The sequence below is a fragment of the Cetobacterium sp. 2G large genome, from assembly GCF_014250655.1.
Lineage (GTDB): Bacteria > Fusobacteriota > Fusobacteriia > Fusobacteriales > Fusobacteriaceae > Cetobacterium_A > Cetobacterium_A somerae.
The window spans coordinates 614,951-638,367 of sequence record NZ_JACHTH010000005.1; the positions used below are offsets into that span (position 1 = coordinate 614,951).

At 26.8% G+C, this 23,417-nt stretch carries 17 protein-coding genes and 1 riboswitch; of the genes, 11 read left to right on the forward strand and 6 right to left on the reverse strand.

Annotation, left to right across the window (positions count from 1 at the left end):
• Window positions 1-69 precede the first annotated feature (69 nt).
• Genes H5J23_RS05780 through H5J23_RS05795 form a run of 4 tightly spaced genes read left to right on the forward strand, consistent with a single transcriptional unit; the run spans window position 70 to window position 3,898 of the window.
• Window positions 70-1,005 carry an N-acetylglucosamine kinase gene (locus H5J23_RS05780; protein WP_185891280.1) on the forward strand — a complete coding sequence of 312 codons (936 nt, stop codon included), beginning with the start codon at window positions 70-72 and terminating at the stop codon, window positions 1,003-1,005.
• Window positions 1,006-2,133: an SIS domain-containing protein gene (locus H5J23_RS05785; RefSeq protein ID WP_023049860.1), complete on the forward strand. Its 1,128-nt coding sequence runs from the start codon at window positions 1,006-1,008 to the stop codon at window positions 2,131-2,133.
• Entirely contained in the window at window positions 2,127-2,978 is an 852-nt protein-coding gene (locus H5J23_RS05790; RefSeq protein WP_023049861.1) for a tagatose bisphosphate family class II aldolase, read from the forward strand. Before H5J23_RS05785 ends, H5J23_RS05790 begins: the two co-directional genes overlap by 7 nt.
• A 2-nt stretch (window positions 2,979-2,980) precedes the next feature.
• Window positions 2,981-3,898 (forward strand): 1-phosphofructokinase family hexose kinase, encoded by a 918-nt coding sequence (locus H5J23_RS05795; RefSeq protein ID WP_185891282.1) that lies wholly within the window; start codon window positions 2,981-2,983, stop codon window positions 3,896-3,898.
• Window positions 3,899-3,935: 37 nt separating this feature from the next.
• Here H5J23_RS05795 and H5J23_RS05800 read toward each other — a convergent pair whose 3' ends face one another.
• A complete protein-coding gene (locus H5J23_RS05800) occupies window positions 3,936-5,867 on the reverse strand; it encodes an alginate lyase family protein (RefSeq protein ID WP_185891284.1) in 1,932 nt (643 codons plus the stop codon).
• Between the two features lie 294 nt (window positions 5,868-6,161).
• On the opposite strand from H5J23_RS05800, the gene H5J23_RS05805 reads away from it, so the two are divergent.
• Window positions 6,162-7,709, forward strand: a complete 1,548-nt coding sequence (locus H5J23_RS05805; RefSeq protein ID WP_185891286.1) for an extracellular solute-binding protein — start codon at window positions 6,162-6,164, stop codon at window positions 7,707-7,709.
• A 44-nt stretch (window positions 7,710-7,753) separates the two neighbouring features.
• On the opposite strand, the gene H5J23_RS05810 is transcribed toward H5J23_RS05805, so the two are convergent.
• Together H5J23_RS05810 and H5J23_RS05815 are read right to left on the reverse strand one after the other, a co-directional pair.
• On the reverse strand, window positions 7,754-9,679 hold the full coding sequence (locus H5J23_RS05810; RefSeq protein WP_185891287.1) for a helix-turn-helix transcriptional regulator: 1,926 nt from the start codon (window positions 9,677-9,679) through the stop codon (window positions 7,754-7,756).
• Between the two features lie 30 nt (window positions 9,680-9,709).
• On the reverse strand, window positions 9,710-10,807 hold the full coding sequence (locus tag H5J23_RS05815) for an anaerobic sulfatase maturase (RefSeq protein ID WP_023052208.1): 1,098 nt from the start codon (window positions 10,805-10,807) through the stop codon (window positions 9,710-9,712).
• Between the two features lie 191 nt (window positions 10,808-10,998).
• On the opposite strand from H5J23_RS05815, the gene H5J23_RS05820 reads away from it, so the two are divergent.
• From H5J23_RS05820 to H5J23_RS05835, 4 genes are all read left to right on the forward strand, one after another.
• Window positions 10,999-12,063, forward strand: coding sequence for an efflux RND transporter periplasmic adaptor subunit (locus tag H5J23_RS05820; protein ID WP_023052207.1), 1,065 nt, complete (start codon window positions 10,999-11,001; stop codon window positions 12,061-12,063).
• Between the two features lie 9 nt (window positions 12,064-12,072).
• Window positions 12,073-15,093, forward strand: coding sequence for an efflux RND transporter permease subunit (locus H5J23_RS05825; protein WP_185891289.1), 3,021 nt, complete (start codon window positions 12,073-12,075; stop codon window positions 15,091-15,093).
• 37 nt (window positions 15,094-15,130) lie between these two features.
• Window positions 15,131-16,069, forward strand: a complete 939-nt coding sequence (locus H5J23_RS05830; RefSeq protein WP_023052204.1) for a L,D-transpeptidase — start codon at window positions 15,131-15,133, stop codon at window positions 16,067-16,069.
• 105 nt (window positions 16,070-16,174) lie between these two features.
• Window positions 16,175-16,873, forward strand: coding sequence for a murein L,D-transpeptidase catalytic domain family protein (locus H5J23_RS05835; protein ID WP_245576448.1), 699 nt, complete (start codon window positions 16,175-16,177; stop codon window positions 16,871-16,873).
• Window positions 16,874-16,900: 27 nt separating this feature from the next.
• On the opposite strand, the gene H5J23_RS05840 is transcribed toward H5J23_RS05835, so the two are convergent.
• Window positions 16,901-17,782 (reverse strand): mechanosensitive ion channel family protein, encoded by an 882-nt coding sequence (locus tag H5J23_RS05840; RefSeq protein WP_185891291.1) that lies wholly within the window; start codon window positions 17,780-17,782, stop codon window positions 16,901-16,903.
• Window positions 17,783-18,073: 291 nt separating this feature from the next.
• Here H5J23_RS05840 and H5J23_RS05845 point away from each other — a divergent pair, with 291 nt between their 5' ends.
• Window positions 18,074-19,432 (forward strand): dicarboxylate/amino acid:cation symporter, encoded by a 1,359-nt coding sequence (locus H5J23_RS05845; protein ID WP_023052200.1) that lies wholly within the window; start codon window positions 18,074-18,076, stop codon window positions 19,430-19,432.
• Between the two features lie 164 nt (window positions 19,433-19,596).
• On the opposite strand, the gene H5J23_RS05850 is transcribed toward H5J23_RS05845, so the two are convergent.
• Window positions 19,597-21,315: a hypothetical protein gene (locus H5J23_RS05850; RefSeq protein WP_023052199.1), complete on the reverse strand. Its 1,719-nt coding sequence runs from the start codon at window positions 21,313-21,315 to the stop codon at window positions 19,597-19,599.
• A 154-nt stretch (window positions 21,316-21,469) separates the two neighbouring features.
• Window positions 21,470-21,567, forward strand: a riboswitch (purine riboswitch).
• 68 nt (window positions 21,568-21,635) lie between these two features.
• On the opposite strand from H5J23_RS05850, the gene H5J23_RS05855 reads away from it, so the two are divergent.
• Complete coding sequence (locus H5J23_RS05855) at window positions 21,636-22,604, forward strand: BMP family protein (RefSeq protein ID WP_185891292.1); 969 nt, start codon at window positions 21,636-21,638, stop codon at window positions 22,602-22,604.
• Window positions 22,605-22,626: 22 nt separating this feature from the next.
• Here the strand turns inward: H5J23_RS05855 and H5J23_RS05860 are convergent, their stop codons facing one another.
• Window positions 22,627-23,412 (reverse strand): 5'-methylthioadenosine/S-adenosylhomocysteine nucleosidase, encoded by a 786-nt coding sequence (locus H5J23_RS05860; RefSeq protein WP_023052197.1) that lies wholly within the window; start codon window positions 23,410-23,412, stop codon window positions 22,627-22,629.
• Between the last annotated feature and the right edge of the window lie 5 nt (window positions 23,413-23,417).

Sequence of the window (23,417 nt, forward strand, 5' to 3'; positions counted from 1 at the left end):
AATAAAAAAAATTAACTATAATCATTTTAACTGGTATGTACCAGTAAAAAAATATTGGGGTGGTACATAATGAAATTTTTTATAGGAATAGATAGCGGTGGAACAAAAACAGCTGTTTCAGTTATAGATGAAGATAAAAATGAGGTTTTAAGTTTTCAAAAAGGAACTGGTCATTATTTACAAATTGGTTTTAATGGATTAGAAGAATTGTTGATATCTATACTAGAGGAAGTTTTAGAAAAGTTAAATATAACTAAAGATGATATAGGTTATATATTTGCAGGTATTCCAGGGTATGGAGAGATAAAAGAGGATCAAAAAATAATTGAAGATGTTGCCAAAAAATCTTGGAGAGGGATAAAGTTTCAATTAGGAAATGATATGAAAGCTGGTTGGGCTGGATCGTTGGAATGTAACCCTGGGATTAATATCATAGCTGGAACAGGAGCTATTGGATATGGAATAAATGAACTAGGGGAAGAAGCAAGAACAAGCGGTTGGGGACATGCATGTGGTGATGAAGGGTCGGCTTACTGGATTGCTAAAAAAGGAATTGAAATATTTACAAAACAAGCAGATGGAAGATATCCTAAAACAGCTTTATATACTACTATGAGAGAAGAATTAAATTTAAAAGAAGATTTTGATTTGATAGATTTAATTTATAATCAATATTCTCTTGATAGGGGAAAAATAGCTCAATTATCAATGGTAGTTTATAAAGCAGCAGAAAAAAATGATCCACACTGTATAGAGATATTTAAAGAAGCATCAATAGAGATTGGACTTATGATAAAAGCTATATCTGAAAAAATAGATTTCATTGAGAAGCCTATAAAGGTTTCATACGTAGGTGGTGTATTTAAAGCTTCAAAATATATTTTTGATAATTTAAAAATTTATTTAAAAAATAATAAAATTGATGCAGTAATACTTGAACCAAAATACACACCAGTTTATGGATCAGCACTTTATGCATTAAAATTATGGGAGGAGAATAAATAAATGAAAGATTTTTATACATTAAAAGAGATTGAGCAACAAAAAAGATTATGGTTAGAAACAATAAATTTAGTGAAAGAAAAAAAAGAAGAAATCAAATCATTTTTAGATAAAAATGATTTTAAAAATAGAAAGATTATTTTTACAGGTGCAGGAACTTCAGAGTTTGTAGGAAATAGTATAACTCCAGCTTTAGGGGGAAATGTTCTTTCAATAGCTACAACAGATATCGTTTCTAACCCAGAAAACTATTTAAAAAAAGATGAAAAAGTAATATTAATTTCATGTGCTCGTTCAGGTAATAGTCCAGAAAGTGTAGCAACGGTTAAGCTAGCAGATGAGATAATAGATGATGTTTGTCATATTTTAATAACTTGTAATAAAGATGGAAAATTAGCAATAAATAAAAAAGATGATAAAAAAGCACTTGTTCTTTTAATGCCAGAGGAGTCTAATGATAAGGGATTTGCAATGACAAGTAGTTTCACTTGTATGTCTTTAACAGGACTTTTAATATTTAATTTAGAATCACTAGAAAAAATAGAAGATGTAATGAAAAAACAAATAGAAAAAATAAAAGATGAGGATATGAAGTTGTTGATTGATTCGTTAATAACTTTAGATATATCAAGAATTGTATATTTAGGAAGTTCATGTTTAAAAGGTGTAGCAGAAGAGGCAGCATTGAAATGTTTAGAGTTAACAGCAGGTCATATGAGTTTACATTATAATTCACCGCTAGGATTTAGACATGGACCAAAGTCGATTATAAATGACACAACAATGATTATTACGTTACTTTCAAATAATGATTATACAAGAAAATATGAATTAGATTTATTAAAAGAGATGTATGGTGAAAATAAAAAGAAAGTTTTAGTAACTTTAGATATGAAAAATTCAGATGAAGCCAGAAAAAATTCACATTACTACTATACATTTAATAATGATGACAACAATGCAGAAGATGTATTCAATATGTTTAGTTATATATATTTTGCTCAATTATTTGCATTTTATAAATCAAAAAGTTTTGGAATAAATCCAGATAATCCGTGTCCAACAGGAGAAGTAAACAGAGTTGTACAAGGTGTTATAATATACGATTATAAGGGGGAATCACAATGTTAGTTTCAACAAACCAAATGTTATTAGATGCACAAAAAGGAGGGTATGCAGTACCAGCTTTTAATATTCATAATTTAGAGACAATTCAGGTGGTGGTAGATACAGCAAACGAGTTAAAATCACCAGTTATATTAGCAGCAACACCAAGTACAGTTAAATATGCAGGTATTGAGTATCTGATAAAAATGATAGAGACAGCAAGTGAAAAGTATGATATACCAATAGCGTTTCATTTAGATCATCATGAAGATGTAAATAGTATAAAAGAAGCTATTTTATTAGGATGTAAGTCAGTTATGATTGATGCATCACATCATCCCTTTGAAGAGAATATAAAAATAGTAAAAGAAGTTGTAGATTTTGCTCATAGATATGATGTAAGTGTAGAGGCAGAATTAGGAAAATTAGTAGGGCAAGAGGATGATTTAATAGTTGATGAATCACAGTCTTCATATACAGATCCTAAATTAGCTAAAGAGTTTGTTGAAAGAACTGGGGTAAATTCACTAGCGGTAGCTATAGGAACAGCTCATGGATTATATAAAAATGAACCAAAATTAGATTATGATAGATTAAAAGAGATAAAAAAATTAGTGGATATACCATTAGTTTTACATGGAGCATCAGGAGTACCTTTTGACTCAGTTAGGACAACAATAGAAGATGGAATTTGTAAAGTTAATATTGCAACAGAATTAAAAATACCATTCGCAGAGAGTTTAAAAGAATTTTTCTTAAAAAATCCAAATGAAAGCGATCCGAGAAAATATTTAATTCCAGCAAAAGAAGCTATGAAAAAGGTTGTTGTAGATAAGATAATTATGTGTAAAAGTGATAATAGAGGATAATTATGATATTAACAATAACTTTAAATCCTGCAATTGACATAAGATATGAAATAGATAATTTTGAAATAAATAGTATTTTTAGAGGAAAAGCATCTAAAACAGCTGGTGGAAAAGGATTGAATGTTTCAAGAGTTTTAAGATTACTTGGAGAAAATGTTGAAGCAAGTGGTTTTTTAGGTGGGAATAGTGGTGATTGGATAAGTAGTAAAATAGAAAGTATAGGAATCAAAGATAAATTTATAAAAACAGATGCAGAAACAAGAAGTTGTATTGCTATATTAGGAAAAGGGACACAAACTGAAATATTAGAACCAGGAGAAAAAGTTTCAACAAATTATATTGATAAATTTTTAGAGTTTTTTAAAAATAATTTTGATAGATTTGAAACAATATGTATTAGTGGAAGCGCTCCTCAAGGAGTTCAAGATGATATCTATAAAGTTTTATGTGAGATAGCTAATAATAAAAAGGTGATACTTGATACAAGTGGTAAATTTTTATTAAAAGGCATTGAAGGTAATCCATATCTTATAAAACCTAATAAAGAAGAGCTAGAAGGAATGTTAGGAAGGGAACTATTAACTTTTTCAGAACTTTTAGAAGGTGCTAAAGAGATAAAAAATAGAGGATGCAAAAATCTATTGGTTTCTTTAGGGAAAGATGGGGCTATCTTTATTGATGAGAAAAATGATATTTATAGAGTAAGCATACCTAAGGTAAATATAAAAAATCCTGTAGGGAGTGGTGATTCGACAATTGCGGGATTTGCATATGGTTTAAATGAAAATAAATCACTAGAGGAAACATTAAAGTTAGCAATGGCTTGTGGAATATCTAATGCAATGATGGATGAAACAGGAAATATTGATCTAGATGTTGTTAAGAAATTATTCAATAAAGTAAAAGTAGAAAAAATATAAAAAAGTATCCCTTAGATTTATTCTAAGGGATACTTTTTTAATATTTAATAATTTCAAAAGATATGGTATCGTTATACTTTTTAATAAATCCAGTTTTTCCATAAAGTAAGATATTATCAATTAAATAGCTTTTTTTCTGATTGTTTATATCAATCATTGAGTTAAAAACAATAATTTTATTATTTGGAGTTAAAGTAATCTCAATTGCTTGGGCCTCATAAGAAGGAACAAAAGATCCATCTCCTCTTAAAATCGAAGCTTCTTGGATACTAAGTTCTTTAGAAGATATTATAGTAAACAGTGTTTTACTTTTGTTACTTTTTATAGAACTAACCAATTGAAAATTAGAGTTTATTTTATTATATTCAGTAGAAAAAATACTATTTTTTAAATTTAAGTTTAAATTTTTATCAATCCAATACATGAAAAGATTACTATTTTCTCCTTTAATAAAAGCTTTTAGGCCATCAACTGTAGGTTTTTTATCTGGATAAAAATTAAAAATTTGAGAATATTCGTGAGCACCTTCAGTTAAAAATTCATCAATAATAATCCACAAATCATTTTTTAAATATAAAATTTTTCGATTAGTAACAACAGGAGATTCTAAAGAGACATATCCTAGGTGTCCACCTTCTACAAAATCAAAGGTTGTATTAAAAGAGTGGTGTGTATTTAAAGTTAAAGCAGATTCAACAATACCCCATGCTCCATTAAATTTACTAAATGGAAGATTGTCAACGATAGTAGTATTGTGTGCAAAACAACTTTTTAAGAATTCTCGGTCTTTATTACCTTCAACATAAGTAAATCTTCCAGGGTCACTTATAAAATCTTCTCCATTAGAGACTAAATCAAAGTGTAAGTGTTCTCCATGTCCATGTCCACTACCAAGGGCTCCGCATCTAAACCAAAGATAATTACTATTATCTTCAAAAGAATCTCTTAGATAAAAATTTCCACTTTCTTTTAGAGCGATTGAAGTAAAATTAGGCTTTTTAGTTGGTAGTTCTTCATATTTAGAAATATTTGAATCTCCAATATCCCAAATAGATTCAAAGTCTACAAAGTTATAGCCAAAGTATTTTAAATTTTGATCTTTTAAAATATAGGCAGATCGAGTAATAATGTCCCTTAAATCTGTTTCGTCACTATCTCCTTGCATAGGTTGGTTATGATTTGGTTTCTTCATATAAGCATTACTATAAGCTAGTTTTCTTATACTAGATAGAATAAAACTAGGTGTATCTAAATTTAATTTTTCAAAATCAAAAGCAATATCAAGAAGACAATTTAAAACCTCATTGTGATACATAGGAGATTGTTCCCAATGGACTCCATCAGGTAAGATTTGAATTTTACATTGATATTCCAAACGTTCTAATGCAATAGTTAAGTATTGGCTTAAAATAGAGTGTTGTTCTTGATAATTTAAAGCCAGAGATATTAATCCACAGTTTTGCATAACTCCCCAATTACTAAGAGTTCTAAAATCATCATAAGTTTTAATTAGAAGTTCACATTGATATAGAAGAGATTCAATCATTTTATTTTCAATAAAGTTTAAATTACAAGAACTATTTTTAAAAATTTTAATAGCTTTTATCCAGTTTAAACACCGAATTCCTATTTCGATAGTTCTAGAACAATTGAAATACTCATCTTTGAAAACATCTACAGTATCAATCCATGAGTTAACTTGTGAGATAAAAGTATCAAAGTATTTTTCTTCAGAGGTTAAAGCGTAAGCTTTAGCAAGATAAACCCAAAATTTATGACGATTTAACATAAATGTCCACTCGGGATCTTCAAAAGGAATTTTATTCCAAATAATTTCTTCAGAAAAAGTATATGGAATTTTACAAACTTCCATATCCCACTTATGATTAAAAATAAATGTATTTTTGCAAAGCAAATCACAAGTTTCAATTATTTTTTTACTATTCTCTTTGAATAGTTTATTTTTCATAGTTCCTCCCAGTTAATTAAATAATTTTACTTTTTCAATTGAATATTTAACTACAAGTAAAAATTACTATTATTATAGTATTTTAAAAGAATTTTTTCGTTTTAATAAGTAATAATTCTTTTATATAATTAATAATACATTTAGTTATAAAAAAAGTAAATATTCAGTTTTCAATATTAAAAAATAGTATATTCAAAACAGGAAAAAAGCATATAGTTAGAAAAACAACCATTGAAAAATAAAAATACAAAGAGGTATACTAAAAATAAGAAAGATTTTTGGGAGGTTTAAAATATGTATAGAAGAAAATCTATGTTGGTTTTATCATTAGCCTTATTAGGATTAAAAAGCTTTTCCAGCGATGTTAATGAAAAAAATAAAAATTATAAAATATCTGAAAAACCAGTGACATTGTCAATTTTAGCAATTCAAAATGGAAAAGTTTTTGATGAGAATTGGCTAGTATTTAAAGAAGCGTTCAAAGATACAAATATAAAATTAGAAAGTGCAACATCTAAAAATTTAACTGATGAAGTTCAAGCTTTTAATTTAGCAGTTTCTTCAGGTAATTTACCAGACATTATATCGTATGCATATCCAGATAAAATTGAAAATTTAGGTATGGCAGGAGGTATGGTACCTTTAAATGAATTAATAGATAAGCATGCTCCAAATATAAAAGCCTTTTTTGAAAAATATCCAAGATATAAAATGGATGCAGTAGCTGCAGATGGAAAAATATATTATATACCATGTTATTATGATTGGTATGCGATGAAAGCATCACAAGGATTATTCATAAGAAAAGATTGGTTAGATAAGTTAGGATTAGAAGTTCCAGAAAATATGGATGATTTTTATAAAGTTTTAAAAGCTTTTAAAGAGCAAGATCCAAATGGAAATGGAAAAGCAGACGAAATTCCATATTTTGATAGAACTATTGAATTTGCAACAAAAGAGTTGGTCGGATTATTCGGAGCTGAATATGGATTTTATATGGATAATGGTATAGTAAAATATGGTCCCACTCAAGAAAGATTTAAAGATGCTATGCCTGAAGTAATTAAATGGTATAAAGAGGGACTTATAGACCCGGAAATTTATACAAGAGGATTTAGTGGAAGAGATTATATGTTACGTAATGATATTGGAGGAGTAACATTTGATTGGTTTGCAAGTACAACAGGATATAATAATGATGAAGAATTAAAAAAACAAAATGAAAAATTTGAATTTATAGCAATTGCACCGCCTAAATATAAAGGGAAGAGTTATGCTCCAGATGCAAGAACAACATCTTTAGGTGGATGGGGAATTTCTGCAAGTGCTAAAGATCCAGTAACAATAATTAAATATATGGACTATTGGTTCTCAGATAAAGGGTATGAACTTTATAACTGGGGAGTTGAAGGAGATACTTTCGCAAAGGACGAAAATGGAAAAAAATATTATACAGATAAAGTAATGAAAGCTCCAGGAAAAAATGCATTACAAGTGTTAAGAGATAATGGATTACAATTTAAAATAGGAGCGCGTCAAGATTATGAATATGAAAAAGCTTGGGGAGATCCAAAAGCAACTGAATGGTCTGAAATGTATATGACAAATGGTTATATAATGGATCAAGTTCCACTTTTTAAATATACTCCAGAAGAGGCAAAGAAAGTGCAAAAAATTAACTCACAAATATCAATGGCTTTAGATGAGATGAGTCAGAAATGGGTATTAGGTGCAGAAGATTTTGATAAATCTTATGAAAAATTTGTAGAGAGAGTTAATAAATTAGGTTTAAAAGAACTTATAGAAATAAACCAAAGAGCATATGATAGAGTTCAGTCTTAAGGAAAATAAGTAAAAAAGGAGATATTATTATCTCCTTTTCTATTTTAGTTATCAGTTATATTTTCTAAGAAAAATCTAGCAGGAGAGATTCCTTCATATTTTTTAAATATTCTAATGAAAGTATTAGAACTATTATATCCAACTAACTCAGCAACTTCTTTAATTTTAATATTTTTATTATTTTGGATAATTTCTTTAGATTTATTTATTCTAAAAAGATTAAGATAATTTTTAAAATTGTCACCCATATTTTTTTTAAAGAGTAAACTTGTATATCTAAAAGAGAAACCTAAATATTCAGATAAATCTTCAAGAGAGAAATCATTAGAATAGTTATCTTCTAAATACTGTTGAATCTTATTTTTAATTTCAATATTAGTAGAATTCTCTTCTACTTGTTTTAGGTCACAAATTTCTTTACAAAATTTTAAAAATGTATTTTTTAAATTTGGAATACTAGTTTCTTTTATATGAATATCTATTTTGTTATTTATATCGAACTCACCTAATTGAGAAGTAACTCTTCCTAAAGTATTGCATAAAAGTAAGGAGAAGTCGTTAACTTTATTTTTGTCTAAATTAGAATCGATATCTTCGAAAATTTCGTCGATTATTTTTTTACATCCTAAAAAATTACCATTTAAAAGTCTATTTGCTAGCTTATTTTCAATATCGATAGAATAGAAGAAGCTTGGATTATTTTTATTTGTAAATGATTCTAAAATAACAAAATAACTGCTATATAAAAATTTAAAATTTAAAATTCGTTTGCATTTTATATATTCTTTAGGAAGTGTATCTAGATAGAAAATTTCATTGGATACAGAAGCTGTTAATTTTAAATTATATTTCTTTTGAACATGTTCTAATAAAAATGAAAATCCATCGTCAATGTCTATTAATGCTTCTTCTGAAACTATAAAAAGAATACTTTTATAATCAATGTCAACATATTCATATTGAGAAGAGTTATTTAAAGAGGTTATTAGATAATCTTTAACAATAGGTAAAGTATCCGTATAAAGTTCAGGAGTATCAGAGTCAAAAAGTTCAATTAAAACCAATCGTAGTGGGAATTTTAAGTTTTCAAATTTTTCAGTAAAACTATCAATATCTTTAACAGATTTAATTCCTAGAATATAATCCTTAAGATTTTTTCGCTGATTGATATAAATAATGGGATTTTGAAAAAAATTAAATATTTTAAGAATACAAATAAATATAGCTGTAGTTAAAATTAATATTTTAAGAATATCAAAAAAAATATTTGGAAATAGATTATGTTTTTTTTGTTGAAAAATTAAATTAAAGTCAAAAGCATTATCTTTGAAAATATATAAATTTTTTTTATTTGATATTTTAAGTTTTTCAAGAGATGGCATAATTGAATAAAAATTATTATTTTTTTCGATTGCCCATTGCCCAATATCTTTTGTTTTAATATCAGAAAAAAAGATACTTTTATCAATAGTAATTAACCATAAACTTTTTTGTAAAGTTTCAAGTTTTGATGGAAAATTGAGAAGATACATTGTAGACTCATCATCAGTTATTTGAAGATTATCCTTTGAATTTAATTGAAACTTTAAAGTAGTAAAAAAATCATTTTTATTTACAGTTTCTTCAGGAGTAATAAAAATATTAGAATCACTATTTCCAAAGGAAATTTTATAACCAAATTTACTAAAAAAAGTATTTTTAATTTTTAAAGTTTTAAAAACTTTTAGAAGATTATATGGTGTTGGATTAGACTCATACTCTAAAAAAGTATTTTCATTTTTTAAATCTAAAATAGAAGAATATAACAAATCAGTTTTTAATTGAAATATTCTTTTTTTTTCTTCAATTTGACTTATTAAGTATTTGTTATAATTTTTTTCTTCTTTTTTATAAACTAAAGATATAATTAAAATATTAGTAAGAATAAAAAATAAAAATAAAATTTTTTCAAATTTTTTATATTTTTTCATATAAACTCCTTCTCAATTTAGTTAGAAATATTAAAATGAATGAGCAATCTCTAAAAGTTGTTTTATATTTTTAGAATAAAAATACTTAAATGAATTACAAAATCTATTTTTATAAGTTCCATCTTGAAAATTTTTATGTCTTCTACATCCACTTTTACAAAGATTGAAATAATTACAAGTTTTACACTCTGAATCAAACTTTAATGAACTCTTAACGAAATTATAAGCTTTTTCAGAAGTAAGAATCTCTTTTAAAGAGGTAGAATGAATATTTCCTAATAGAAGCTCATCTAAAACATAAAAATCGCAAGGATAGATATTACCATTACTTTCAACTACAGTATTAACACTGCAATGTCCGTTCATATCGCAAGATTCAGCTTGATTATTTAAAATAATGGCTAATAAATTATCAAAAAAACGAATGCTAGTATATTTTTTGTTTTTTAAATCATTACTCCACAAATTAAAAAGTTCATCTAAGAAAAATCCATATTCTTGTTCTGTTAAAGAATAATCTCCAGTAGAATTATCAAGTTTATCTAAACAAGGAATAAATTGTAGGTATTTAAACTTAGAGTTTTTAAAAAAAAGATAGATGTCTTTTAAATTTTCAACAGTTTTTTTATTAACTACACAAAGAATATTAAAATCGATATTATTCTTTTGTAATAGCTTAATATTTTTAAAAGTTTGACTAAAAGTTCCAGTTCCTAGTCTATCTTTTCTAAAAAAATTATGTATTTCTTTATGTCCATCTAAAGAAATACCAACTAAATATTTCTCTTGTTTAAATAAATTGGCCCATTCTTTATTTAACAAGATTCCATTAGTTTGAATAGCAAAGTTAACAGAAATATTATTTGTATTATATTTTTTTATAAAACTATGAAATGCTTTATAAAATTCAATTCCTATTAAAGTAGGTTCTCCACCTTGAAAAGAAAATGTAATAGAAGTCTTTGCAGTGAAGAAACTTTCTTTTACTAGCTTTTCTAAGGTTTCTATATTCATAAAACCAAAACTTGGATGAGCTCTATTAAATGCAACATCACTATAAAAACAGTAATCACAATTTATATTGCAAAGGCTTGATGACGGTTTGATTAAAAGATTTATATGTTTCATAAAAAGTACCTCCTAATTGTATGTTTATTATTATAACATAACAACATAAAAAAAGTTATATTTGGTTGATAAAAGTAAATATATTTTTTTAAAAATATAGTATAATATTAATTAAATATAAGCGATGCAAATAAATATCAAATATGATAAAATAGTTTTATATACAAAATAATAATAGTTGGAGGAAAAAAGTGATAAAAAAGTTACTGATAATATCAATATCATTAATATTATTTGGATGTGGTAGTAATAATGGCAAACAGAAATCAAAAGAAATTTTAGGAAAAAATATTAAAATATCTGAAATAAAACCAGAATCAATAATACGTCTAAATATATCAAGTGGAGTAACAGAACCTTTAAATGAAGTTAAAGTTGTAACTAAAACAGGTGGAACTGTAAAAAGGATAAATTTTAAAAATGGAGATAAAGTAAAAAAAGGTCAAATTATATTAGTTTTAGAGGATCAAGAAGTGCAATCAGCTTATTTAAAAGCTCAAGCAACATATATCTCTAATAAGGCAGATTTTGAAATAAAGAAAAAAAATTATGAAAAATTTAAGCAACTTTATGAAAAACAACTTATATCTGAAGAGGAGTATTTAGTGAAGAAAACTAATTTTCTTCAAGGAGAAAGTGCTTTGAAAAACTCAGAAGCGACTTATTTGGCTGCTAAGAAAGATTATGAAGATTTAATTGTCAAAGCAAAATTAAATGGAGTTATTACAGATTTAAATTTAAAGCTTTATGAAAAAATAACACCAAATAGTGATTTGGTAACAGTTGTTGATGATAGTAAAATGCTTGTAAAAACTGGAGTATCAGTCCATGAAATAAGTGAATTATCTGTTGGTAATAAAGCAGAAATAGATTTGGAAGGAATTGAAAATAACTATTTTGGTAATGTATATGAAATAAATCCCGTAGCAAATAAAGATAATAAAAAATATCAGATAAAAGTAGAAATTGAAAATCCAGAGGGAAAAATAAAAAAAGGAATGTACTCTAAGGTTTTAGTTGAAACAGGAAGCAAAAGAGGATACCTAGTTCCTAAAAATGCGATTGTTATAAAGGAACTATATTCATATATCTTCGTAGTAGAAAACGGAGAGGCTAAGAGGATAAAGGTAGAAAGAGGATATTCAAATAATGAAAAACAAGAGATTATAAGTGATGAACTTTATTCAAATATGAAACTTGTGACAGAGGGACAATTTTTATTAGAAGATAGAGATAAAGTTAATATTTTAAATTAGGGGGAACAGATGAATATAGCACAATTTTCAATAAAACGTCCTGTTGTCACTATGATGATAATAATATCAATGGTTATACTAGGAATATTAACATTAGTTAACTTAAAAACACAACTTATGCCAAATTATAATATGCCAATGGCTGCAATTAGAGTAAGTTGGAAAGGCGCCTCTCCAGATGATATGGAGAAGTTAGTTACAAAAGAAATTGAAAAAGGTTTAACAAGTGTGGAAGGAATAAAAAGAATTACAACTAAATCAACTATGGGAAAATCAGCACTAACAGTTGAATTTGAATACGGTGTTATTATAGATAATAAAGTTAATGATTTAGTAACAGCTGTTAGTAGAATAAGAAATAGTTTACCAGATGATATTGATGAACCAGTTATAAGAAAAACATCATCTTCTGGAGATAGAGTAATGCTTATTGGATTAAGAGGAGAGGATCTAATAAACTTAAAAAGTTTTGCAGATAACGTTGTTATACCAAGGTTAGAAAGAATAGAGGGTGTTGGAACCGTAAGTGTTTTTGGTGGATTAGAAAAGGAGATAAGTATAAATATTGATCCAGAGAAATTAGAGGCATATAATCTTACAGTTACGGATTTGTATAGTACATTAAAAAGTGCTAGTTTAAACTTCCCATCTGGATATATACGAGAAGGTGATAAAGAATACTTGGTAAAAGTATCAGGGGAAGCTAAAACTTTAGAAGATATTCAAGAAATAGTTTTAAAAAATTCAAATGGAGATACCCTATATTTAACAGATATAGCAGATGTTAATTTAGGAATAAAAGATAGAAGTAGTTATGGTAGAACTGATGGAATTGAAAATATAATAATAAATATAGAGAAAAGTGACGTTGGAAATACAGTTGAAATATCTAAGGTAGCAAAAGATGAGTTAAAAAAAATGGAGCCACTTTTGCCTAAAGGAGCATCTTTTACTATAAATAGAGATTCAGCTGTGGATATAACGAGATCTATAAATACAGTTGAAAATAATGCTATAACAGGTCTTGTATTAGCTGGAATAATACTATTTATTTTTTTAAGAGACTGGAGAGCAACGTTAGTTGTAACAGTGGCTATACCAGTTTCAATAATTGCAACATTTGGATTCTTTGGAGCTAAAGGAATGACATTAAATATAATATCTTTAATGGGATTATCTTTAGGAGTGGGAATGTTAGTAGATAACTCAATAGTTGTTTTAGATAATATCTTTAGACATTTAACTGAGCTAGGACAAGATAGAATGGAAGCATCGGAAAATGGAGCTACAGAAGTTATTATTCCAATAATAGCTTCAACAGCAACAACAATCGCTGTGTTTATTCCTATAGTTATAAGAGAGGGAAGAGCGAAAGAGATTTATAAAGATATGGCATATTCAATAACATTTTCTTTATTAGCATCGTTGATAATAGCTATAACTTTTGTACCAATGGTATCAAGTAGAATTTTAAAATCTAAAAATACAGTACATGAAGAAGGAAGAGTTTTAAAGTATATAAAAAAATATTATTCAAAGATATTATCAAATTCTTTAAAACATAAAGCGATAGTTATTATAAGTATGGTAGCTTTGTTTATAGGAGTTGTAGGATATGGAGCTAGAAATATTGGCGGAGAGTTTATGCCAACAACTGATGATGGAATATATAGTATTATAGCTGAACTTCCAAGTGGGATGGAGATTGAAAAAGCTAATAGAGTAGCAAAAGAGTTGGAATCTATTGTAGAAAAGGATTCTCAAACAAAAAAATTTATATCTTCAGTAGGGAAAGAAGCAGTATCAATAATTGTAGATATAGGACCTAAAAGTGATAGAGATAAAAAAGTGCAACAAATAATGGGAGAGACAAGAAAAAAGATATCACATATTCCAGATGTAAAATTAAATTTAGTTCCTAGAATGGCTTTTGGAAGAGGAACAGGAAGAGATATAACTTTAATTTTAAAATCTGATGATCTAAATCAATTAGGTTATGTTTCAAAAGTAATTTCAGAAAAAATGGCAGCAAATCCAGGATTTACAGATATAAATAACTCTATGGTTAATGGAAATCCAGAAGTGAGAATACTTTTAGATAGAAAAAAAATGGAGTATTATGGAGTTAAAGTTAATGATTTAACACTTTCAGTAAGTTATCAAATCTTAGGTGGAGCTCCAATAAAGATAAAAACAGCAAATGAAGAAGTAGATGTAAGTTTAAGACTTGCTGAAGAGTTTAGAAATTCACCTGAAAAAATAAAGGAGATGAGAATAAAATCTCAAAATGGTGGAGTTGTAAAATTAAAAGATATAGCTACTTTTGAAATTGGTGAAGGAGCATATGGAATTGATAAAGAGGATAAAATTACAATGGTAACTATTGACGCGAATACTTCTAATGGTTTAGATTTAGTAACAGGTCAAAAGTATATAAAAGAGATTTTAGATGAGGTAGGACTACCAAAAACAATAACATATTCTTTTGGTGGAAGTGGAAGAAATATGGCAGAAGTAAATGAACAACTAAAGTTTGCATTTATGGTTGCAATGTTTTTAGTTTACTTTATATTAGCTGCTCAATTTGAATCATATATACTTCCAATAATAGTAATGGGAACTGTTCCGTTGTCAATAATAGGTGTCTATAGTGGATTATTAGTAACGGGACAAAAAACAAATACGATGGTTTTTGTTGGAATCATTATGCTAGCAGGAATAGTTGTAAATAACGCAATAGTTTTAATAGATTATATAAAGATTCTTTTAGAAAGAGAGTTACCTTTAGATCAGGCTATACTAGAAGCAGGAAAAACAAGATTAAGACCAATTTTCATGACAACAATGACAACAGTGTTTGGAATGGTTCCTTTATCTTTAGGAATAGGGCAAGGTAGTGAAATGTATAAGGGAATGGCCATAGCAGTTATATTTGGATTAATTTTCTCAACATTATTAACACTAATTTTAATTCCTGTACTCTTTTATGTTTATGAAGTAGGAAAAAAGAAAATTTCAAAGTATATCTAGTATATAGTTTCATAAAAATTGATTAGAGGGGTATGTTATGAAAAATAAATTTAGATATTTACTTTTAGGAATGTTTTCTATTTTTAGCTTTTTAATATCTAGTGCAGCAACAATTGAAAAGGATTTGACTTATAATAAGTATACTTTAAAAGATACTTATAAATATGGTAAAATTACAAGAGAATTTCAATGGGATAAAATATCTAGATATTTAGATCGATTAGATAGTTTTCAAGGAGAAAATATTAGATTTGGAACGTTAAAAAATTACAAAAATATAAATGGGTTACCACCAGTAGCAAGACAAATAGCTATGGAAAAATATAGTGATGGATCAAGACCTTCAGTAAAAGATAAATTTGGGAATAGAAGAAGTCAAGGAATACCACTATATATAGAGGGACAAATGGATAGACCAGAAAGATATGCTCCAGATGGTTCTTTAATCTCTATTTCATCAAGAGATTTAGAAAATTATAAAGTTAAAGTTGAGGATATAGATGGAGAATGGATAGTTCCAGCTAGATATGTAAAAGAGATACAAGCAAATAACTTTCCAAGAGTAGTAGTTGTAGATAGGAAAAATCAGAACATAGCAACTTTAGAAAAAGTTGGAGAGGTTTGGAAAGTAAGAAGTATGAATCCAGCATCTACTGGATTGGACAGACCACCATATCAATTACCAACACCTTTAGGTGTATTTGTAGTTCAAGGGAAAAAGTATAAAATGGAATATTTAAAAGATGGTAGTCATACAGAGATTGACGGTTATGCACCATATGCAAGTAGATTTTCAGGAGGAGGATATATTCATGGAGTTCCAGTTAATTTACCAAGAACGGAGATGATTGAATACAGTCCAACTTTAGGAACAACTCCAAGATCTCATATGTGTGTTAGAAATGCGACTTCTCATGCTAAGTATGTTTATGAATGGGCAGAGACAAATAAAGGATTAGTTATAGTAATTGAATAAAGGACATAAATAGAGTCAAGAATGTGAAATTCTTGACTTTTTTTATGTAAAATGATAGAATAAAATGGGTTTTATTAGGAAAAAAAGTATTAAGTGGAGGTTTTTGTGTTAGGGAAAAAGTATTTAATGTTAGCTCTTATTTTAGGTTCAATATCAACAACATCATTTGGTTTTACATTAAAGAATCCTACAAAAACAGAGTTAAAATCATCAAAAGTAGTGTTAGAAGATAATGAAAAAAGATTATATGAAGAGATTGGATTAAATGGAAAATTAAATTATGATGTTTTCAAAACAGCTTTAAACGGGTATAACAAAATTGATGGAAGAAAAAAAGAGTTATTAACAATAATAGACTATTCAAAGCCATCAACAGAAAAGAGATTTTTTGTAATTGATATGGATAAGAAAGAACTACTTGTATATTCACATGTATCTCATGGTAAAAACAGTGGTGGAAACATAGCAACTTCATTTTCAAATAAAGTTAGTTCAAATAAAAGTTCTTTAGGATTTTTTTTAACTGAGAATACATACATGGGTGGAAATGGATATTCGTTAGTTCTAAATGGTTTAGAAAAAGGTATAAATGATAAGGCAAAAGATAGATATATAGTAATTCATGGAGCAGATTATGCAAATCCTAAAGTTGCTAAATCTCAAGGAAGATTAGGAAGAAGTTTAGGGTGTCCAGCATTACCAAGAGATATTTCTAAAAAAGCTATAGATATGATAAAAAATGGATCAGTTTTATTTGTATATGGTAATGATACAAATTATTTAGAGAGAAGTAACTATGTATAATATAATAATAAAAGCAGCTAAAATGATTTAGCTGCTTTTATTATTATAAAGGTTTTGATGCTTAATATGAATATCCATTTGTGGAAATGGAATAACAATATTAACTGAATCAAGTGAAGGTTTGATATTTTTTAAGATATCAAAGTATGTATCCCAATAAACCTCATTTTTAGTCCAAACTTTTAATGCTATATCAATTGAACTATTATTGTATTTTTCTATATTTATAAAAGGGGCAGGATTTTTTAAAATATTTTTATTATTTTTTATCAAATCATTTAAAACTTGAAAAACTTGATCAATATTTGTTTCATAAGCTACAGAAATTACAATTTTCATTCTTCGATTTGGTGTCTTTGAATAATTAATAACTTGATTATTTATAACGTTTCCATTTGGAATAGTTACGATATCACCACTAAAAGTAGTAATTGTAGTAGAAAAAACATCAATAGATGAAATAAGACCATAGTTACCAATAACTTCTACTTCATCATCAACAGAGTAGGTTTTAAAAATTAAAATTATTAACCCTCCAACAAAGTTGGAAAGATTATCTTTTAAGGCTAATCCTACACCTATTCCGATACTACCTAGAAAAGCTATTAGGGATGTATGTTGAAATCCCATTATAAGTAATGAAATAATAAGGAGTATAACTATTGAACCAGTATCAATAATTGAAGATAAAAAAGTTCTAAAAGATGAATCAATAGCTTTAAAAGCATGGGTTTGATAATATTTAGATAAAAAACTCTTGAAAAATTTCCGTCCAATTATAAAAAATAATAAAGCAATAGCAAATCTAAAAAGAAATATGATAAGACTATTGGTTAAATTTACTAAAAACTCTTCGTTTGTAAAAGTGTACATAACTTGTGCTAAAAATCCTTTGTAATGTTCTTCCATAAAATCACCTCTATAGTATTTAATTCTTAAAAAAAATAAATTTCCTTTTAAAATAAAAAGAGTTGCTAAGAAATAAAAAATATGCTAAAATAACAAAAGTGTAAAAAAATAGGAGGGAACAATGTTAAGAAAAAGGCTAAAAAAGAAAAGAAAAATTACATCATTTTCATTTTTTTCATTTTTTAATTCTTTGTTCTTTTCTTTTAATTATTATATATTTATAAATAGGAATGGTAACTATATTATATAGTTGCTATTCCTATTTTTTTTAGAAAAAATAGGAGAGTGAAAATGAAAAAAAATAATTTAACAAAAAAAATATTTTATGCTTTAGTTTTAGGTGTTACTATGGGAGTTGCATTTCTTTTTTTAAGAGAAAATTTAATTGCTCAAGGAAAAGAAAGTGTTTGGAATACGATAAACTCAATTTTGTTCCAAGATATAACAAAAACAGAGGGAGCTAAATCTTTTGGAATTTTCTATATAATAGGGCAATTATTTATAAATGCGTTACAATTAGTTATTATACCAATGGTATTTACATCAATAATTATTGCTGTAACAAGCATTCAAGATTCAAAAAGTTTAAAAAGAATATCTTATAAAACTTTCTTGGGATTTGGATTAAGTTCTGTGTTAGCTCTTCTATATGCATCGATAGTAGGAATGATAGCTTATAAGGCTAATTTATTTTCAGTAGCAATAAATAAAGTTTCTGGAGCTGGAGGAGCAACATCATCAAATCCATTATTAATAATAATAAAAGCTATTCCACAAAATATAATAGCGGGATTATCAAATAATGGAAATGTTTTAGTGGCAGTATTTTTAGGAATTTCTGTAGGATTAGTTTTAAATACTATGAATGATGAAAATTCAGTTGTAAAAAAAGGAATATTAGAGTTGAATAAAATATCACAGATATTCTTAACATTTATAATAAATAAATTTGCTCCAATAGCCATATTTTCATTATTAATGAGAACATTTGCAATTTATGGAATAGGATATTTACAAATTGCTAGCATATATTTTGTTTTAACAGCTATAACTTTAATTGTATTCCTTATATTAGGTTATTCATTTATCATATGGATTTCAACAGGATTAAATCCAATTCATTTTATGAAAAAAATATCTAATGTTGCAATGTTCGCTTTTTCAACATCATCATCAGCGGCATCATTACCATTGAATACTAAAACAACAATTGAAAAATTGGGAGTGGATGAAACAACGACGTCATTTGTATTACCAATGGGAATGACTGTAAATATGAATGGAACTGCAATAATGCAAGTTTTAGCCACTCTTTTTATCGCAGGAGTAGCAGGTTATGAAATTACAGTATTTAATTTAGCAACAATATCATTATTAGCGTTGTTAGCATCAATTGGAACACCGGCAGCACCAGGTAGTGGAGCTATAATTCTATTTACTATTTTAACAGGAATGGGATATAGTAATGAAATTGCGGTATCAGCTTATGCAATAATTTTAGGAATAAATAGACCATTAGAGATGTTATTAACATCACTTAATGTTGTAGGAGATAGTGCTGTAGCGGTATATGTTTCAAAAAGTGAAGGAAAATTAGATCATGATATATACCATTCTTTAGAAAATAAAGAAGAAAAAATTAAAATCTAAAAAATAAAAAAGTAGATACAAGAAAAGTATCTACTTTTTTTACAAAAAATAGAAAAGGAGTTATTTGCATAACTCCAAAAACAATGAACAATGTGAATTCAAGACAAAACTGAATTAAAATTCAACACTTGAATTATAATTCAAATTTTATAAAAAAGCAAGAATTATTTAATAATAAATTCAAATAATTTTTTAGCGGCCTTTTCAGGCCCTTCCTTTTCTAGTCCATGAATACCTAAACATGTTCTAATCTGTCCTACTAAAATTTTATCTTCAAACATTTTTTCAAAATATTTATTAATTAATATATCGGTTTCATTTTTTCTTTGTAGAGGACCAAATGGATTAGCAAAATATGATGTTACTTTTCCAATTTCATTGGTAGTTCCTTTAGCATTTCGTGCACCTTGAATAAATATAGGTTTAGCAATAGAAGAGGAATTAAAGAATTCTAAAACTTCTCCATCTTCGTAATTATTAGCATATAAAAACATATCAACTTTATATTTTTTTATAATATCAGAATGAGTGGATATTGGAATAACAATCCGAGAGTTTATTTTATCAGGATTCATAAAAATACTTCGATCAATTTCTTTGTAAGGATATCCAATATCTAAATCGTCAAGTCGTATAAAAGCTCCAATCTCTGTTCCAGAAGCAGTTAAAGTATTTTCATCAAGTTTTAAGACTCCCATATCGTCAAATATAATCTTCATTTCTTTGATATAAGATTCACTTAATTTTCTAAAGGCTTCTAAACTTTCAGATTTTCCAGCCCCACTATCTCCCATAATAATAACATTTTTTTCTAATCCATTTTTAAATGTTAAATTAACCATAGCACCGTGTACTGGAAGATACCCAGCATCAATCATTTTTAAATTATGAAGTGTTAAAATCATTTTTTTCATATACCCAAAATAATCAATACCTTCATTAAAATTCACATATCCAATCATAATATCATTTTGTAAATCTTTAAAAAATTCAGTTCTCATCTCTGTATGGAAGTCTTTAACACCGTACATATATATAATATCGGGTTTTTTATTAAGATATTCCTCTTTTTTAGCTAATTCAAAAAGATTACAAAGAGTAACGCCTTGAGCCATAAAATTCATATCAAAATATACAAAAGCTAATAATTCACCAACTTTAGCGGGAAAGCAAATCCAATTATCTAAATTTAAAGTTAAATTTTCAATAGGATTTTCTCTATTTTCACAAAAAATACCTTTTCGTGTATTTTTTCTAGGATAAGTTATAAAAGGTGGTTGTAATACTATTGATTCAGTGAAGGGAATTCTTTCTAAAAAAGAATATTCTTTAGGACATTTCCAAGGAGCGTTATTTAAGATAAGTCCCGCATTAACTCCTGCATTTAGTTGTCTATAAACTCTGTGATTTTCACCTAAAATATTTTGTTCAACTAATCTGTAAGTTTTTAAAATTAAATTTGTAAAACTATTCATAGAGTCAATAAAATTAATATTTTGTAATCCTAAGCTTGTATTTTTATTACGAATAATAGCATATCTTTCAAATTTTCTCCAATAAGAATATAGACCTTCAATAAATTCAAAAAGAATTGTTTCATTTAATAGAAGATTAGCATAAACTGGGTTTAATTTAGAAACCTCAGATTTATCTAAAACGATAAGAAGTTTAAAAAATTTAACTAGAGTTTCACTTATGTCATCTTCGCAACTTTTTTTTAAAAATTGATAAATGGATGTATTTTTAGTGTTAATTAAATATATATATTTAGAAAGAACCTTTTTAAATGCTAAACTTGATAAAAGATTTTCAGAAGTATCACAATATTTTGTTGAAAAATTTAAAATCGCACTATTTCTACCTATAAAAATTTCTTGATTCATAAAATCCTCCTAAGATATATTGGTTAGTTAAATTTTATGAAAAAAAACTCAATAAGTCAAGAAAAAATAAAAAAATATTTTTAAAAATAAATAAAATAAAAATAATTTAACAAAAATGAAATATATTAAAAAACTATACTTTTTTATAAATATAATATATAATAATAACAAATCCTATATATGTTTCAAATATGGTGAAACGTCTCTACAAGTTACCGTAAATAACTTACTATGGGCTTATTTTAAAGTTGAAAACTTTCAATTTTTATTTAAGTTCATATAAATTATGGATTAAATCAATATTGGAGGTTTTTATTTTTATGAAAAATATTTTTAAGTTTTTATTAATTGTTTTTATTGTGTTTACATGGCAAAAAACTGAGAGTTTTGCTAATATAAAAGTTGGATTAGTATTATCAACAGGAGGATTAGGAGATAAATCTTTTAATGATTCAGCATATAGAGGGTTAGAAATGGCTAAAAAAGATTTAGGAATAGATTTTAAGTATGTTGAGCCAAAATCATCTTTAGAGGATGAAGAGTTTTTAAGAGAATATGCAGATGCAGAGTATGATTTTATAATAGGAGTAGGATTTCCTATGAAAGATGCTGTAGAAAATGTAGCGAGAGATTATCCTGAGATAAAATTTGCAATGATTGATAATACAACAAATGAAAAAAATATTAAAAATTTATTATTTAAAGAGAATGAAGGTTCTTTTTTAATGGGAGCTTTAGCAGCCATGATGAGTAAGAATCATGTAATTGGTTTTGTGGGAGGCATAGATATGCCTTTAATTAATAAATTTAAAAATGGTTATGAACAAGGTGCAAAGTATATAAATCCAAATATAAAAATTTTGAGTGCATATATTGGTGGAACAACAGCTTTTAATGATCCTTTAAAGGCAAATGAGATGGCAACTCTTCAGATAAAGCAAGGAGCAGATGTATTATACCATGCTGCTGGTGGAAGTGGTTTAGGTGTTTTAGAAGCAGCTAAAGATAATAACATATATGCTATAGGAGTTGACTCAGATCAAGATGATTTTATAAAAGGAACAGTGTTAACATCTATGATGAAAAATGTAGATATAGCAGTTTATAATACAGTTAAATCTATCTTGAATAACGAGTTTCAAGGAGGAGATTCTTATTACGGATTATCTGAAAATGGTGTAGGAACACCAGATTTTAGAAATACAAAAGAGATAATAGGTGACGAGAATTTAAAAAAATTAGAAGTTATAATAGAAAAAATAAAATTAAATGAAATAATAATAAAATAAAAAGTCGCAATTGCGACTTTTTTTATTGTATATTATTTATAACATTAACAGTAAACTCTTGACACCAAAGAGCTGTCTTAGGATTAAATTCTTCATTGTGTATCTCTGTATTTGATAAAACTCTTATAGCTAAAAAAGGAATATCATAAGCTTTCGCAATTTGGGCTACTGCAACTGACTCCATCTCTTCAGTTTGAGTTTTAAATGTTGTATTTAAATATTTAATTCTTTCAATTTCTCTGTTCCATTGATCAGCGGAACCGATAACACCTAAAGAGATTTTTCCATTAGAATAACTAGTTTTTTGAGCAATTTCAATTAAATTTGAGTTGCTTGAAAAATTTTTATATGTAACAAGATTATTATTAGAATCTCTAAGTCTTTGAACTACATCAAAAAATATCCCATCTCTTATATTTTCTGGAACGCCCTCTTCTTTTCGTTCAGTTCGAATAGCTCCAATGTTTATAATATCAGTTCCTAGGACTATATCTCCAGTATGTAAAGAAAAATCATGTCCACCAGAAGTTCCTTGATTAATTATAATTGTTGGTTTATATTTTTCAATACCAATAGTTGTAGCAGCTGCAGCATTAACTAAGCCAACTTCTGTTCTAGAAACAATAACTTCATGTTTTCCAAGGTTTCCTTTCCAAAATGTCCAAGAACCTATATGCTGTTTAGTTGGATTTTTTAGAGTTTTTATTAAATAATCAACCTCCATATCCATAGCACCTTGAATTAAAATAGTTTCTTTTGAAAAAGTGATTGAAGATAGTAGTAAAAAAGTTGTGATAAATTTTTTCATAGTTT

Coding starts and splice junctions, on each gene's coding strand:
- H5J23_RS05810 (WP_185891287.1), bottom strand. CDS start 9,679: ATGAAAAAATATAAAAAATTTGAAAAAATTTTATTTTTATTTTTTATT.
- H5J23_RS05825 (WP_185891289.1), top strand. CDS start 12,073: ATGAATATAGCACAATTTTCAATAAAACGTCCTGTTGTCACTATGATG.
- H5J23_RS05780 (WP_185891280.1), top strand. CDS start 70: ATGAAATTTTTTATAGGAATAGATAGCGGTGGAACAAAAACAGCTGTT.
- H5J23_RS05830 (WP_023052204.1), top strand. CDS start 15,131: ATGAAAAATAAATTTAGATATTTACTTTTAGGAATGTTTTCTATTTTT.
- H5J23_RS05860 (WP_023052197.1), bottom strand. CDS start 23,412: ATGAAAAAATTTATCACAACTTTTTTACTACTATCTTCAATCACTTTT.
- H5J23_RS05815 (WP_023052208.1), bottom strand. CDS start 10,807: ATGAAACATATAAATCTTTTAATCAAACCGTCATCAAGCCTTTGCAAT.
- H5J23_RS05790 (WP_023049861.1), top strand. CDS start 2,127: ATGTTAGTTTCAACAAACCAAATGTTATTAGATGCACAAAAAGGAGGG.
- H5J23_RS05800 (WP_185891284.1), bottom strand. CDS start 5,867: ATGAAAAATAAACTATTCAAAGAGAATAGTAAAAAAATAATTGAAACT.
- H5J23_RS05855 (WP_185891292.1), top strand. CDS start 21,636: ATGAAAAATATTTTTAAGTTTTTATTAATTGTTTTTATTGTGTTTACA.
- H5J23_RS05845 (WP_023052200.1), top strand. CDS start 18,074: ATGAAAAAAAATAATTTAACAAAAAAAATATTTTATGCTTTAGTTTTA.
- H5J23_RS05805 (WP_185891286.1), top strand. CDS start 6,162: ATGTATAGAAGAAAATCTATGTTGGTTTTATCATTAGCCTTATTAGGA.
- H5J23_RS05795 (WP_185891282.1), top strand. CDS start 2,981: ATGATATTAACAATAACTTTAAATCCTGCAATTGACATAAGATATGAA.
- H5J23_RS05850 (WP_023052199.1), bottom strand. CDS start 21,315: ATGAATCAAGAAATTTTTATAGGTAGAAATAGTGCGATTTTAAATTTT.
- H5J23_RS05840 (WP_185891291.1), bottom strand. CDS start 17,782: ATGGAAGAACATTACAAAGGATTTTTAGCACAAGTTATGTACACTTTT.
- H5J23_RS05785 (WP_023049860.1), top strand. CDS start 1,006: ATGAAAGATTTTTATACATTAAAAGAGATTGAGCAACAAAAAAGATTA.